Genomic DNA, 14,120 nt, shown 5'->3' with positions numbered 1-14,120 from the left:
TCGATCCGCCACCGAGGCACGCGCGCCCACTACCCCAAGTCGGCCTCCGGGCGAACCTCGATCGTCGCCCCGGGCTGGTGCAGCTCCAAGACCACGAGCTCATTCACCCCCCGGCGCCACAACGGCTTCGGTGCATACAACGTCCGCTGGGGCCCGACCTTCCAATACCGGCCCAGGTTGAAGCCGTTCAACCACACGATCCCCTTCTCCCACCCCGGCAGCGCGACAAAGCCATCTTCAGGACTCACCACGGAAACCGTCGCCCGGTGGAACGCCGGTCCGGACACCGCCGCGGACGAGAATCGCAGCCGGGAAAGGTCGTCCAGGGGCAGGGGGCGGATCTCCCAGCCGAAGAGCTTCTGCTGGGTGCTCATCGCCACCCAGCCGTCGATGCCCTTGCGGTCGGCCAGGTACGGGCCGTAGTTCACCCGGCCCATCGCGTCGACCAGGATGTCCAGCTGCGTCGATGGCTTCGTGAGCGACAGGTTCAACGTCCCCGATGGCTCGTTGCGGTCGAGGACGCCCAAAGGCGAACCGTCCACGAACACCGATGCTCGGTCCGCCAGGCCGTGGATGCTCAGCGGTCCCGAATGCGGGCCCTGGATCGTTGTGCGGTAATGGATCAAGCCCGTCGCCTGGCCGACGCGCTCCATCGGTACCGGCTGGGCGGACCGGACCGGCGAAGACAACAGCGGCAGCGAGTCCAGCAGCGATACCGCACCTGAGGGCGTCACCGTCTGTCCGGGCAAGCGCGCCGAACGGCTGGGGATCGGGCCCGGTGGTACGCCCGTGTACTTCGTCAACACCGCGCGCATTGCCGTGAACTTCGCGCCCAGGTCGCCCGCCTCGCCCACCGGCGAGTCGTAGTCGTAGCTGGTCACCGTCGGCTGGTACGTCGTACCTGACGTGTTCGCGCCCGAAGTGAAGCCGAAGTTCGTGCCCCCGCAAGCCATGTACAGGTTCACCGATGCGCCCGTCGCCAGTAACGCGTCCACGTAGGACGCCATCTGCTGAGGGTCACGCGTGCCGTGCTTCTCGCCCCAGTGGTCGAACCAGCCGTCCCAGTACTCGGCCATCATCACCGGCTTGCCCGGCTGGAACTTCTTGATCGCCGCCACGCTGGGCGCCGGGTCGCCGTCGCCGGTGCCGACCTCCAGGGTGCCCGGCAGCGAGCCGAAGCGCATGAAGAAGTCCGACGCGCCGTCGGCGGCGAACAGCAGGCTGGTCAGGCCGCGAGCACGCAAGCCGTCGCGCAGGTGGGCGAGGTAGCTCGTGTCGTTGCCGTAGCTGCCGTACTCGTTCTCGATCTGCACCGCCACGATCGGGCCACCGTGCTGGGCCTCCAGGGGCACCAGGCGCGGGATCAGCTGGTCGTACCAAGCGTCGACGGCCTCGAGGTACGCCGGGTCCGCGCAGCGCAGCTCCATGTTCCGGTCGGCCAGCAGCCACGCCGGGAGGCCGCCGAACTCCCACTCCGCGCAGATGTACGGGCTGGGCCGGACGATCACCTGGAACCCGAGGTTGCCCGCGAGCCGGACGAACGCCGGCAGGTCGCGCCAGCCGCTGAAGTCGGCGCGGCCGCGGGCAGGCTGGTGGAAGTTCCACGCCACGTACGTCTCGATCGTGTTGAGCCCCAGCGCCTTCAGCCGCACCAGCCGGTCGCGCCACTGGTCCGGGTGGATGCGGAAGTAGTGGACCGCACCCGACACGATCTGGAACGGCTTCCCGTCCAGCAGGAACCGCTCACCGGAAACCGAGAGACCCCGTCGGCCCGCCGCTCCCGCCGGGCCGGCCAGCACCGCGCCCGCCGTGATCGCCGCCGCTCCGCCGAGGAAGCTCCGCCTGCTCACCGAGTTCATGACTGCTCCCGAAGCTGGACGAGCAAGGTGTCCAGGACGCCGTCGCCGACGAGCGCCTGCCGGACACCCCACCGGTTCGTGTTGCCGGTCTTGACCGCCTGCGCCCGGGTGACCAGGTCGTCCGCACGGGCGGTGAGCCGCGAAGCACGAGCGTGGTCGCCCCGCGAAGACGCCGCGAACGCGTCGAGCCGGGTCACCAGCGCGTCGCCCCACAGCGCCGTCGCGTCCAGCCACGGCCCGGCCTCGGCGACGAACGCGCTCTGCACCCGGCCGCCGCGGATCACGCCCGCCGCGTCGCGGATCCGGACCGCGTACGCACGCAGGTCGGACCAAGCGTGGTGGCCGCCCTGCCAGAACTCGGCGGCCCGAGCGGCCAGCACCGGTGCCTGCGGCTGCCACGGCGTCGGGCCGAACGTCGGCGCGAGGTGTTCGAGGTCCGCGAAGACCTCCAGCGCGGCCGACGCCCGCGGGTCACCGCCCGCCAGGCGGGCCAGCGCCTGCGGCCACGACCGCGAAGGCGAGTAGCCCGCGTCGTTCCACGCGAAGTCCGCCGCGCCGAACTCGGCGACCTCGCTGGCCGCCTCCTGGTTCATCGGGTTGGCGACGATCCCGTTGAGGTACCGCGAAAGCCCGGCCTCCCGCTGCGCGTAGGGCGCGAGCAGCAGGCGCCCGGCCGACTGCTCGTAGTCGTTCACCGGGTAGTTGTCCCAGAGGAACACCTTGCGCCCGTACACCGCCGACACCTGCGCGGCCTCGTCGGTGGTCACGCTCGGCGGGACGACGTCGGTCCCGGTCCACTGCACCACCACCGACGGGTCGAGGTGCTCGCGCAGCTCGGTCTTGTACGGCGAGTCCTTCAGGTCGCTGTACTCCGTCGGCACCGTCTGCAGGGGACGGACGCCGTCGTGGGTCCGCCCGAACTGCTCGGTGATCGTGTTGAGCAGCGAGACCTGCGCCGTGCCGGCCGCCGCCTGCCCAGGCGCCCCGAAGGCCGCCTGGTCGGCGTCGCAGTTCCACTTCGTGTACGAGATGTCGTCGAACGGCAGCGAGAACGACCGGACGCCGAGGTCGTAGACGGCCTGGAACTTCGCTTCGACCGCCGCGACGTCGGCCGGCGAAGAGAAGCAGACCGAGACGCCGGGCGAGAGTGCGTACGTGAACTCGACGTGGTGAGCCGCGGCCGACCGCACCAGCTGCCCCAGGGTGGCCAGCTCGTCGGCCGGGTACGGGTCACGCCACTTCGCGCGCAGGTAGGTGTCGTCCTTGGCGCTGTAGATGTAGGTGTTCGCCTTGACCTCGCCGAGGAACGCGAGCTGCCGCAGCCGGTCCGCGGTCGTCCACGGTGGACCGTAGAAGCCCTCGATCGACCCGCGCAGGGCCATGTTCGGCCAGTCGCGCACGGCCGCGCCGCTCACCGCCCAGCCGTGTCCCGAGTGGACGAACAGCTGCCGCAGCGTCTGCACGCCGTAGTACTGCCCGGCGCCGTCGCGGCCGCCGATCGTGATTCCGGCCCGGGACACGCTCAGCGCGTACCCCTCGGCCTGCTCGGGCACGCTCGTCCCGGCACTGCCGAGCCGGACGGGCAACCCGTGGCCGCCGGTCCGGACACCGTGGTCATGCAACAGCGAGGTCAGCAGGTCCTTCGCCGCCGGGTCGGTGGTGGCGTCGGTGACGAGCGCGACCGACGACGGCAGCGACACATCCGCGGACGTCCGGGTGATCTGCTGCGGGGTGGGCGAAACGACGGGTAGCGCGCCACTCGCGGCAGCGGGTCCGGTGGTGGTGAGGGTGGCGGCCACCGTGACGACGGCAGCGAACAGGGCTCGGCGGCGGGTCATGATTCCCTTTCAGGCGGCGGTGCGGTACAGCGCGAAGGTGGCCAAGTACGGCGTGGCGCGGGACTGCGTGACGACGACGCGCAGGTGCCTGGCGGTCACCGGCATGGGCAGCGTGACCAGGCGGCTGTACCCGATCGTGGTCACCGTGGCGAGGGTCTGCCAGGTGCCGCCGATCTCGGCCTGCACGAGCGCGCCTTCCACGTGCTGGCCGCGCGTGATGTCCTCGCCGAGCCGGATCTGGTCGAACGTGACCGGCCGGGGCAGCCGGACGTCGAGCGGGCGGTCCAGGGGTTCCGCCGTGGTGACCGACGAGTCCGTGACCGCCCGGGGAGCGCCGACGGCCAGGTTGCGGCCTTCCGTCCGGGCGATCGCCTGACCGAACCCGGCCAGCGCGGCGGTGTCGGCGGGCGCGATGCGGCCGTCCGGGCCGGGTGGGACGTTGAGCAGCAGCGACGAGTTCCGCCCGACCGTCCGGCGGTAGACGTCGACGAGCTGCGCGGCGGACTTCGGCTGCTCGTCGGGGTGGTAGAACCAGCCGGGCCGGAGGGAGACGTCGGACTCCGCGGGGGCCCACTGCAGGTACCGCACCGACGGGTCGGCCAGCACCTGGCGGGACCCGAGGTCCGCGGCGGTCGCGCCGCCGAGGAACAGCTCCTCGTTGTGTGCGGTCCGAGGGTCCCCGGTGGTGGGGAGCGCACTCCACTCGGTCTCGCGCGCCTGCCCGGCCTCGTTGCCGACCCAGCGCACGCCCGCCGGGCCGGCGAAGGTGACGGTGTCCGGGGACAGCGCGTGGATCATCTCGAACCACGTCGTGAAGTCGTAGGTCTCGCTGATCCCGTGGTCGCGCCAAGGGTTCGCGCCGTCCAGCCACAGCTCGTCGATCGGGCCGTACTGGGTGAACAGCTCGTAGATCTGGTTGAGGTAGTAGGCGTTGTAGTCGTCCTCGTCGACGGCGAACTTCGGCAGCTTGCCAAGAGCGAGCGCGGCGGCGCGGTCGTCGTGCGGCACGAGCGTCGGGATGGTCCGGCGGGTGACCGCGCTGTTCGTCCCGTAGCGGCCTTGGCCCTGCGGGGCGCTCGCGCGGTCGTCGTAAGTGGCCTGTTCTTCGATACTCAGCGACTGCCCGGCGGCGACCTTGGCTTCGATGCGCTGCACCTCGTCGGCGAAGAACGTCTTGGGCAGCTCCGCGCCGTCGGCGGGCGACAGGTAGACGCCGACCTTGAGCCCGGCCGCGCGGGCGGAGTCGACGTAGTCGCGCAGGATGTCGCCGCGGGGGTTGGCACAGCGGGTGTTCCGCGTCTGCCAGTAGGCGGACGGGTCCTGGGCCCGCGCGGCTTCCGCCGTGTCCCGGGCCGGGTCGGTGCACCCGGGGGTCAGCCACCACGGGCTCGCGACCACCGAGTGGTTGGTGTAGCGCGTCGGGTAGAGGACGAAGCCGTCGTGGTGCTTGGCGGTCAGCATCACCTGCGTGACCCCGGCGGCCTTGAGGGATCGCATCCACTGGGCGGTGTCGACGGCTGGCGGCGCGAAGGTGGATTCCTTCTCGGCGCCGGAGCCCCATTCGCGGTCGGTGAAGGTGTTCATCCCGAAGTGGGTGAACGCGGTGACCGGCCGCTGCTGCCAGGCCAGCTGCCCCTTCCGCGGGACGACGGCCGCGGCCTTCGCGACGACGCGGTCCGGGCTGTCGCAGGCGCGGACGGTCATGATGGTGGCCGGCCGGATCGGCCCGTCGCACCCGTCGGCCACGGCGGCCGGAACCGCCACCAGCGTGCTGGAAACGACGGCGGCAGCGAGGACCAGACCGCGAAACGTCATGACTCTCCTCGTGACGGACCGCGGCCACGCACCCGGCGGCGGCGAGACGGGGTGGACGATCGCCAGACTAGGTCGGCCATCCATCGGATGTCTAGACCTGACCAGATGACAACGAATGGCGTGGACAACCCACGGACCCGACTTTCGGAGGACATTGATCCGATGGGTCAAGGAGTGCCGCCCGGTCCGGTAGCCTGATGTCCGTGTTCACGAAGTGAACAGCGATTCCAGACTCCGGCGGAGGCTCCCCGTGACCAAACCGACGCGGTCCCCGGACACCCGCGCCGACCAGGCGGACATCCAGGCGGTGAGCCGGGTCAGCCAGATCCTCTCGCTGTTCGACCCGGCGACGCCCGACGTCACCGCCGCCCAGGTCGCCGAGCGGCTCGGCCTCAACCGCACCACGGCGTACCGGTACTGCACGTCGCTCGTCGCGGCCGGCCTGCTGGAACGCAGCGCCGACGGCGGTTACGTGCCCGGCGGGCTGCTGCTGCAGCTCGGCGCGTTCGCCATCGGCCACCGCCGCGTCGTCAACCTCGCGCCGCGGCACATGCAGGCGCTCTCGCGCGCCACGCAGACCAGCGTCGTGCTCAGCCTGTGGGGGCTCACCGGCCCGGTGGTCTCGCGGGTCGAGGAGAACCCGTCGACCATCGTCATCGTGTCCGTGCGGGTCGGCAGCCACCTGCCGCTGGACACCGCGCAGAGCAAGGTCTTCCTCGCCTACCACGCCGACCAGCTGTCGATGGAACGCCTGATCGGCACCCTGTCGGGCACGGCGCGCGACGAGCTGCGCGCCGACGTCGACCGGGTGCGCGCGGCCGGGCACTGCTCGGCCATGAGCACGCCCGGCATCGTCGCGGTGGCCGCGCCGGTCTTCGACGAGTACGGCATCTGCGCCACGATCGCGATCGTGGGCCCGGACAACACGCTGTCGATGGGCGACGACACACCCGAGCTGCGGGTCGTGGTCGACACCGCGCGTGAGCTCACCGCCGAGCTCGGCGGGCACTACCGGCCCGACGACGTCCAGCGGGCGGTGTAGGGCAGCCACGCGGGCGAGAGCGACGCGGGAACGTCCGCGTACTCGCGCGTTCCGGCGAGCGCGCTGCCGACGAAGTCGTCGCCGACCCCCGAAACGCCGTCCACCAGCTCCCGGAGCACGGCGGGCCCGCCGATCCACAATGCCGTGACGACTTCGACCGCTCGCGCGCCCGACGCGAGGAACCGCAGCACGTCCGTCGCGGTGCGGGCGCCGTTGGTGCCGACGATGGGCACGTCGAGCTGCCGGAAAGCCTTGCTCACCCAGTAAAGGCTCATCGGAAGACACCCGGGCGAGCTCCACGCACCCCACGACCCGAGCACCGCGCCGCCGTCGAGATCGGGCAGGAAGCCCGGGTACCGGCCGACCAGGCCGACGGCGTCCGCGCCGGCCGAGCGGGCCGCACGAGCCAGCGCGACGACGTCCGACGCCTGGCCCGGCAGCTTCACGAACAATGGGACGTCGACGGCCTCGCGGACGGTCCGGACCGCCTCGCGCACACCGTCCACTTCGGTCAGTTGCCGCACCGCGCGGGCCTCACGTCCGTGGGGCGCACCGATGTTCAGCTCGACCGCCGGGACCACCGAAGCCAGCGCGCGTCCGATGCGCGCGGCGGCGGCCGGGTCGCCGAGGGTGATGCTGCCGACGACCGGGCAACCCCGTGCCGCGCCGTGGGAGAAGCCCGTGGCCAGGGTCTCGAGCCAATCGTCGAGGTCCACCTGCGCGAGCCCGGAGCGGTTCAGCAGGCCGTCACCGAGGTACGCCGAGCCCGGCGGGCGCACCTGCCGGTCACCGGAGACGAAGGCGTAGTCGGCGATGTCCAGCTGACGGCGGGCCGCGACGCTCTCGTTCACCGACTTCGCCACGACGGCACCGGCGCCCGCGTCCACGCAGGCGACGATGCCGTCGAGGGTCATGGTCAGCTCGGACGAGCCGACCCACACCGGGTTGGCGGCGACCAGCCCGCCTAATTCCATTTAGGACAGCGCCGGAATCGTGCTGTCGTCGGCCATGTCGACGTCCTTCGTCTCCGGGCCGAGGAAGCCGCCGAGGCTGATCAGCAGGCCGGCGAGAACGATCAGGACGCCCGGGGCGAGGTGCGCGGGCATGAAGCCGTCGAACCGCTGCAGGTAGAACTGGTAGAACGCCGGGGCGATCAGCGCGAGGCTGTAGCCGACGCCGTAGCCGGTCGACCGGATGCTCGCCGGGAACCGCTCGGTCAGGTACGCCGCGATCGGGCCGAACGTGCCGACGGTGAACACCCCGATGAGCACGCCGAAGCCGAGCGCCGCGCCGAAGCCGCCGTTCGAGGCCATCAGCAGCGTGTAGGAACCCGCGCCGACCACGACCATCGACAGGCCGTAGCCGATGTAGAACCGCCTTCGGCCGATGCGCTGGGACAGCACCCCGAACAGCGGGTAGGACAGCGCGGCGGCCGCGTTGATGACGAGCATGGTCATGGTGACCTCTTTGCTGGAGAGCAAGAGGTGCGACTTCAGCTGCGCGGGCGTCACAGCGGCTTCCATGTTGGTCGCGAGCCACGTGCCGGTCATCAGGATGAACACCTGGCCCAGCGCCCGCGGGTACTTCTTCACCAGCCGCACGAACGGGAGCTTGTGCTTCTCGCCGGTCAACTCGGCCGGCGGCTCGTGCACCTGCTTCTGGTAGTAGCGGAACAGCACGGCCGCCAGCAGCGCGCCGACGAAGAACGGGATCCGCCAGCCCCACTGGACGTACGCGCTGTGCAGGCCGACCGACGGCAGCAGCTGCAGCATCAGCAGCGTGATGGCGGCGATGACCGCGTACGCGGCGGGCGAGGTCGACGTGATGATCGAGGCGTAGAGGCCGCGTTTGTGCTTCGGGCTCCACTCCATCGCCAGCGGCACCGCCGTCGTGTACTCGCCGCCGAGGAAGATGCCGTCGACGAACCGCAGCGCGATGAGGATGCCGACCGACCACGTCCCGATCGTCTCGTGCCCGGGCAGGCACGCGGTCAGCAGCGTGATGATGCCGAAGCCGCCGACCGCGACGAGCGTCGTGCGCTTGCGCCCGACCGTGTCGGCGAAGTGGCCGAAGATGATGGCGCCGAGCGGGCGGCCGATCAGCGTCGACGCGAACACCAGGGACGCCAGCAGCGCCGTCGTGCTCGCGCTGAGGTTGGCCGCCTGGAAGTACGCCGTCGCCGGGGCCAGCACGACGATCGGCAGGTAGATGTCGAACTGGTCGACGAAGTAGGCGAGCGTCCCGCCGCGGACCGCGGCGCGCACCTTGGTCGCGTCCGGGCCGTGCGGGGTACCGGGACGGGCGGCCGCCGCTGCGGCGCTGGGCGGTGTGGACATCGGCGTCCTCCGGGGGTCGGCTCGAAGCTCCGAACTCAATGTTCACCAAGTGAACGGAAGTCACTCTAAATACGGGCTGGCGGTTGCACAAGAGCGGTCACAGGGTTGACACGCGGTCTTATAGTGAACTTTGACTTCATAATGCGAACGGAAAGGCCGCTCATGAGCCCGCGCCCCGCCATCGCCTCCGTCCTGGACGGCCTGGTCGACATGCACGTCCACTCCGGCCCCAGCCCGTTCCCCCGGCGGTTCGACCACGTCGAGGCCGCCGAGGACGGCGCCCGGATCGGGATGCGCGCCATGGTCGCCAAGTCCCACCACCACAACACCCAGATGGACGTCCTCGCGATGAAGGGGCGCTTCGCAGGCGTCGCGGCGCAGGCGTTCGGCGGGATCGCGCTGAACAGCACGGTCGGCGGGCTCAACGTCCACGCCGTGCGCATGACCCTGCGCATGGGCGGCAAGGTCGTCTGGTTCCCGACCATCTCCTCCGGCCGGCACATCGACTGCCACCCCGAGGACGGCGCCTTCCCGACCACCACCGTCCCACTGACGCTGGAGCGCATCGACATCGTCGACGGCGAAGGCGCCCTCAAGCCCGAGGCGATCGAGATCCTCGACGAGATCAAGGACCAGCAGGCCGTCCTCAACGGCGGCCACATGTACCCGGAGTACATCCGGACGCTGTTCCAGGAAGCGCACGAGCGCGGCATGAAACGGATGGTCGTCAGCCACCCGGACTTCGTCATCGGCGCCGACCCGGCCGTGTGCCGTGAGCTGATCGAGCTCGGCGCGTTCATCGAGCACGAGGTCGGGATGTACGACCCCGAAGGCACCCAGAAGTGGGACCCGAAGCAGCTGCTGACCTGGATCGAAGCGCTCGGCCCGGAGCACACGGTGCTGGCGTCGGACTTCGGCCAGAAGGCCAACCCGAAGCCGGTCGACGCGTGGCTGCGCGTCGGCGAGGCGCTGCTCGACCTCGGCCTGCCGGAGAAGGACCTGCGGCGGATGGTCCGCGACAACCCGACGTACCTGCTGAACCTCGACGCCTGAAAGGACACCCGTCGTGTACGAAAAGGACGATCCCCGTTCGGCGCTGGCCACCGCGGCCCGGCCCGACAGCGGCGCCGCGATCACCGCCGCCCAGTACCTCGACCTGCGCGCGACCCCGGTGGTGCGCGCACAGAACGTCATCCTCATCCACACCGACGCCCGCGACGGCGACGACCTCGACAACGGCACCCTGGAGGGCGAACTGGCGATCGTCGTCACCGGCGCCTCCCCCGCCTTCACGGTGCTGACCGGCGAGGGCGCCATCCGCATCGACGAACCCGGGCTCGTGGTCGTCCCGCCGGGGGCTTCGCGGATCAGCGTCCACGGCGACGGACCGCTGGTCCGGCTGGTCGAGGCGACCGAACCCGCGTGGCGGGAGCGCGTCGCCAACGCCGACGCGTACGCCGAGGACCACCCCCGCGTCACGCTGCTGGAACGCTGGCCGGCACCCGCCGAAGCGCGGGTTCGCTTCTACCCCCTGTCCGACGTCCCGGACGACCCGAAGCGGTTCGGGCGGATCTTCCGCACCCGCTCGTTCATGGTGAACTTCCTGCCGCTGCAGGACGGGCCGCGCGACGCGCGGAAGCTGTCCCCGCACCACCACGACGACTTCGAGCAGCTTTCGCTGGCCGTCCAGGGCGAGTACGTCCACCACATCCGCACGCCGTGGCTGCCCGACAGCACCACCTGGCGCGAGGACGAGCACGTGCGGATCGGGAGCCCGTCGGTGACGGTCATCCCGCCGCCGACCGTACACACGTCCGAAGCGAGCGACCCGGGCGTGAACCAGCTGATCGACATCTTCAGCCCACCGCGCGTGGACTTCTCGGAGAAACCCGGCTGGGTTCTCAACGCCGACGACTACCCGATGCCGTGAGCGGGCGCACCGGTGGCGGGCTCTTCGCCCGCGAGACCACTCCCCTGGGCACCTGGCTGAAGATCGCGTCGGGCGAGCCGGCCGAGATCATGGCGTTCGCCGGGTTCGACTTCGTGGTCGTCGACCTCGAGCACGCGCCCCTCGACCTGGTGACGGCGTACCGGCTGATCAACACCGCGGCGGCGCTCGGCATGACGCCGATCGTCCGGGTGCCGGACAAGACGCCGTCGACGATCCAGAAGATCCTCGACGCGGGCGCCATGGGCATCCTCGTGCCCCATGTGGACACGGTCGAGGAGGCAGCGGCCGTCGGGCGGGCGTGCCGGTTCCCGCCGCACGGCGTCCGCGGCGCCGGCGGCACCAGCCGGGCCGGGACGTGGGGGTTGAAGCCGAACGCCGAATACCTGGCGACGGGCAACGACGACGTTCTGTGCATCCCGCAGCTGGAGAGCGTCGAGGCGATCAAGGCCGCCCCCGAGATGCTGGCCCTGGACACCGTGGACGCGGTGTTCGTCGGCGCGGCGGACCTGTCGATGTCGATGGGCTCGACGCCGGCGTCCCCGGACGTGCTCGACCTGATCGCCTCGGCGATCGCGGCCGCGCACGCCGCCGGGAAGCGCTGCGGCCTGGCGTTCGGCGGGGTGCCGGAGAAGGCCGCGCAGGCGGTGCGGGACGGCTGCGACTTCGTCCTGCTCAGCAACGACACGACGATGCTGGCCGAGGCCGCCCGCGGCCTGGTCCGGGCGTTCCGGGACGCGACCGCATGACGCTGTCCCTGCCGCGCACCGCGTTGTCGGTCGCCGAGCTGGACGACCTGGACCACGCCGGTGTCGTGCGGTTCGCGCGGGCGCTCGAGGAGTACGGCCACCGCATGGTCTGGATCCCCGAGGTCGCCGGGCGCGAGGCGTTCACGACGGCGGCGCTGGTCCTGGCGTCGACGTCGGCTTTGGTCGTCGGCAACGGCGTCGCGCGGGCCCTCGAACGCGTGCCGAAGTCGGCGGCGTCGGCGGCCCGCGACCTCGCCGCCGGCTACCCCGGGCGCTACGTGCTGGGGCTCGGGGTCAGCGGAGCGGTCCGCGAACGCGGGGTCGGACCGCTCCCGTTCCTGCGCGACTACCTCGACGGCGTCGACAAGGTCGCGCCCGGGGTGCCGCGGGTCCTCGGCGCGTACTCGGCGGGGATCACGCGGCTCGCCGCCGAGCGCGCCGACGGCCTGCTCACGTTCCTCGTCACGCCGGAGCACACCCGCTGGGCGCGCGAGACGGTCGGGCCGGACCTGTTCCTGTCGGTCGTCCAGTGGGCAGTGGTGGGTCGCTCGCGGGCGGCGGCGCGGGAGGTCGCGCGCCGCCGTCTCGCCTACTACCTGACGCTGCCCCACCAGCTCGCGAAGCTGACGCGGCTCGGCTTCACCGACGCTGACCTCGCGCCGCCGGGGTCCGACCGGCTGGTCGACGCGCTCGTCGCGTGCGGCACGCCGTCGCAGGTGCGCGAGGCGGTGCGGGCGCAGTACGACGCGGGTGCGACGCAGGTGGCCTTGAGCCTGGTCGGGCCGCTGGACGACGCCAAGCTGGACGCCTACCGGGCGCTCGCACTACAGGAGGACTGATGCGCACGGCCGAAAAGGTCATCATCACCACCGCGATCACGGGATCGGTGAACATCCCGTCGCAGAGCCCGTACTTGCCGTTGTCCGCCGACGAGGTCGCCGACGCTGCCTTGGCGGCCATCGAGGCCGGGTCGGCCATCGTGCACCTGCACGCCCGGGAGCCGGACGGGCGGCCGACGCCCGATCCGGACGTGTTCGAGAAGATCGTCGGGCGGATCACCGCGGAGACCGACGCCGTCATCAACATCACCACCGGCGGCGCGTCCTCGATGACGATGGACGAACGGCTCGCGGCCGCCTACCGGCTGCGGCCGGAGCTCGCGTCGATGAACATGGGGTCGATGAACTTCGTCTACTCCGGCATCGCCGACAAGGTGACGGAGTGGAAGCACGACTGGGAAAAGCCGTACGTGCTCAACACGTACTCGAAGCCTTTTGTGAACACGTTCGACAAGATCGAGCACACGCTGCGGACGCTCGGTGAGTCCGGGACGCGGTTCGAGTACGAGTGCTACGACATCGGGCACCTGTACTCGCTGGCGTACTTCGTCGAGCTCGGGCTGGCGAAACCGCCGTTGCTGATCCAGGGCGTGTTCGGCGTCCTCGGCGGGATCGGCGCCGACCACGCGAACCTGGAGCACATGGTGCGGATCGCGGACAAGCTCTTCGGCGACGACTACGCGTTTTCGGCGTTCGCCGCCGGCCGCGACCAGCTGGGCTTCGGCACGCACAGCGCGTGGCTCGGCGGGCACGTCCGGGTCGGCCTGGAAGACAGCCTGTGGATCGGAAAGGGAAAGCTGGCCGAGAGCAACGACCAGCAGGTGCGCAAGATCCGGGCGGTGGTGGAGGATCTCGGCAAGCCCATCGCCACACCGGCCGACGCCCGCGCGATGCTGGCCCTGCGAGGAGGAGAGGCATGAGCCTGCTGACCGGAAAGGTCGTCCTGGTCGTCGGGGCCAGTTCGGGCATCGGCGCGGACGCGGCGCGCGTGTTCGCCGAGGACGGCGCTTCGGTGATGCTGGTGGCCCGGCACGAAGAACCCCTGGCGAAACTGGCGGCCGAGCTCGGCGACTACGACGTCGCCTACACGACTGGTGATGTCGCATCGGCGTCCGACGTGGAGGAGTTCGTCTCGGCGACGGTCACGCGGTTCGGTCGTCTGGACGGAGCGTTCAACAACGCGGCCATGGGCGGCGGCGGACGGCTCGACTCGGTGTCCGAAGCGGACTTCGACCGGATCATGGCGGTGAACGTGAAGGGCACGTGGCTGTGCCTGCGCGCGGAGGTCGCCGTGATGGAGCGCCAGGGATCCGGCTCGATCGTGAACGTGAGCAGCATCGGCGGCCTGCGGGGAAGCCCGGGCATGGGCGCGTACCAGGCGACGAAGCACGCGGTGATCGGCCTGACCCGCACGGCCGCCCACGACTTCGGGCCGCTGGGCATCCGGGTCAACGTGCTCGCCCCGGGCCCGACGGAGACCCCGATGCTGGACGAGCTGCGCCGCACGATCCCGGGCGGCGTGGAGGCCCGCATCGCGGCAACCCCGTTGCGCAAGGCGGGCACGGGCGCGGAAGTCGGCTCGACGGCGGCGTTCCTGCTGAGCGACCGGGCGAGTCACCTGAGCGGAGTAGTCGTCCCGGTGGACGGCGGCTTCACGGCCTGAGCGGTGGGGCGCCGGTTTCCCGGCGCCCCAC

At 71.1% G+C, this 14,120-nt stretch carries 12 protein-coding genes; 7 read left to right on the top strand and 5 right to left on the bottom strand.

All coding sequences use genetic code 11. From position 1 onward, the window contains the following. Positions 1 to 29: 29 nt before the first annotated feature. The 3 genes from AB0C38_RS07650 to AB0C38_RS07640 are packed head-to-tail and all read right to left on the bottom strand — an operon-like array spanning position 30 to position 5,512. On the bottom strand, positions 30 to 1,859 hold the full coding sequence (locus AB0C38_RS07650) for a beta-galactosidase family protein (RefSeq protein ID WP_360668200.1): 1,830 nt from the start codon (positions 1,857 to 1,859) through the stop codon (positions 30 to 32). Beyond that, entirely contained in the window at positions 1,856 to 3,697 is a 1,842-nt protein-coding gene (locus AB0C38_RS07645; protein WP_360668197.1) for a beta-N-acetylglucosaminidase domain-containing protein, read from the bottom strand. Before AB0C38_RS07645 ends, AB0C38_RS07650 begins: the two co-directional genes overlap by 4 nt. Before the next feature lie 9 nt (positions 3,698 to 3,706). Continuing rightward, positions 3,707 to 5,512 (bottom strand): alpha-L-fucosidase, encoded by a 1,806-nt coding sequence (locus AB0C38_RS07640; RefSeq protein WP_360668194.1) that lies wholly within the window; start codon positions 5,510 to 5,512, stop codon positions 3,707 to 3,709. A 250-nt stretch (positions 5,513 to 5,762) separates the two neighbouring features. Here AB0C38_RS07640 and AB0C38_RS07635 point away from each other — a divergent pair, with 250 nt between their 5' ends. Then, the gene (locus AB0C38_RS07635) at positions 5,763 to 6,554 is read left to right on the top strand and encodes an IclR family transcriptional regulator (RefSeq protein ID WP_360668191.1); all 792 of its coding nucleotides are present in this window, start codon (positions 5,763 to 5,765) and stop codon (positions 6,552 to 6,554) included. On the opposite strand, the gene AB0C38_RS07630 is transcribed toward AB0C38_RS07635, so the two are convergent. After that, complete coding sequence (locus AB0C38_RS07630) at positions 6,521 to 7,528, bottom strand: hypothetical protein (protein ID WP_360668188.1); 1,008 nt, start codon at positions 7,526 to 7,528, stop codon at positions 6,521 to 6,523. The genes AB0C38_RS07635 and AB0C38_RS07630 overlap by 34 nt on opposite strands. After that, complete coding sequence (locus tag AB0C38_RS07625; protein ID WP_360668185.1) at positions 7,529 to 8,890, bottom strand: MFS transporter; 1,362 nt, start codon at positions 8,888 to 8,890, stop codon at positions 7,529 to 7,531. A gap of 162 nt (positions 8,891 to 9,052) precedes the next feature. Here AB0C38_RS07625 and AB0C38_RS07620 point away from each other — a divergent pair, with 162 nt between their 5' ends. The 6 genes from AB0C38_RS07620 to AB0C38_RS07595 are packed head-to-tail and all read left to right on the top strand — an operon-like array spanning position 9,053 to position 14,089. Beyond that, positions 9,053 to 9,943 carry a DUF6282 family protein gene (locus AB0C38_RS07620; RefSeq protein ID WP_360668181.1) on the top strand — a complete coding sequence of 297 codons (891 nt, stop codon included), beginning with the start codon at positions 9,053 to 9,055 and terminating at the stop codon, positions 9,941 to 9,943. Between the two features lie 13 nt (positions 9,944 to 9,956). After that, positions 9,957 to 10,820 carry a hypothetical protein gene (locus tag AB0C38_RS07615; protein ID WP_360668179.1) on the top strand — a complete coding sequence of 288 codons (864 nt, stop codon included), beginning with the start codon at positions 9,957 to 9,959 and terminating at the stop codon, positions 10,818 to 10,820. After that, entirely contained in the window at positions 10,817 to 11,587 is a 771-nt protein-coding gene (locus AB0C38_RS07610) for an aldolase/citrate lyase family protein (RefSeq protein WP_360668176.1), read from the top strand. The genes AB0C38_RS07615 and AB0C38_RS07610 overlap by 4 nt, the downstream gene beginning before the upstream one ends. After that, on the top strand, positions 11,584 to 12,426 hold the full coding sequence (locus tag AB0C38_RS07605) for an LLM class flavin-dependent oxidoreductase (protein ID WP_360668173.1): 843 nt from the start codon (positions 11,584 to 11,586) through the stop codon (positions 12,424 to 12,426). The genes AB0C38_RS07610 and AB0C38_RS07605 overlap by 4 nt, the downstream gene beginning before the upstream one ends. Beyond that, positions 12,426 to 13,346 (top strand): 3-keto-5-aminohexanoate cleavage protein, encoded by a 921-nt coding sequence (locus AB0C38_RS07600; RefSeq protein ID WP_360668171.1) that lies wholly within the window; start codon positions 12,426 to 12,428, stop codon positions 13,344 to 13,346. Before AB0C38_RS07605 ends, AB0C38_RS07600 begins: the two co-directional genes overlap by 1 nt. Continuing rightward, complete coding sequence (locus AB0C38_RS07595; protein WP_360668168.1) at positions 13,343 to 14,089, top strand: SDR family NAD(P)-dependent oxidoreductase; 747 nt, start codon at positions 13,343 to 13,345, stop codon at positions 14,087 to 14,089. The genes AB0C38_RS07600 and AB0C38_RS07595 overlap by 4 nt, the downstream gene beginning before the upstream one ends. Positions 14,090 to 14,120 lie beyond the last annotated feature (31 nt).

It is taken from the genome of Amycolatopsis sp. NPDC048633, from assembly GCF_040650695.1.
Classification (GTDB): Bacteria; Actinomycetota; Actinomycetes; order Mycobacteriales; family Pseudonocardiaceae; genus Amycolatopsis.
Note: the sequence above shows the minus strand (reverse complement) of the source record. Positions and strands in the feature narration are given on the sequence as shown.

Coding starts and splice junctions, on each gene's coding strand:
- AB0C38_RS07650 (WP_360668200.1), bottom strand. CDS start 1,859: ATGAACTCGGTGAGCAGGCGGAGCTTCCTCGGCGGAGCGGCGGCGATC.
- AB0C38_RS07645 (WP_360668197.1), bottom strand. CDS start 3,697: ATGACCCGCCGCCGAGCCCTGTTCGCTGCCGTCGTCACGGTGGCCGCC.
- AB0C38_RS07640 (WP_360668194.1), bottom strand. CDS start 5,512: ATGACGTTTCGCGGTCTGGTCCTCGCTGCCGCCGTCGTTTCCAGCACG.
- AB0C38_RS07630 (WP_360668188.1), bottom strand. CDS start 7,528: ATGGAATTAGGCGGGCTGGTCGCCGCCAACCCGGTGTGGGTCGGCTCG.
- AB0C38_RS07625 (WP_360668185.1), bottom strand. CDS start 8,890: ATGTCCACACCGCCCAGCGCCGCAGCGGCGGCCGCCCGTCCCGGTACC.
- AB0C38_RS07620 (WP_360668181.1), top strand. CDS start 9,053: ATGAGCCCGCGCCCCGCCATCGCCTCCGTCCTGGACGGCCTGGTCGAC.
- AB0C38_RS07605 (WP_360668173.1), top strand. CDS start 11,584: ATGACGCTGTCCCTGCCGCGCACCGCGTTGTCGGTCGCCGAGCTGGAC.
- AB0C38_RS07600 (WP_360668171.1), top strand. CDS start 12,426: ATGCGCACGGCCGAAAAGGTCATCATCACCACCGCGATCACGGGATCG.
- AB0C38_RS07595 (WP_360668168.1), top strand. CDS start 13,343: ATGAGCCTGCTGACCGGAAAGGTCGTCCTGGTCGTCGGGGCCAGTTCG.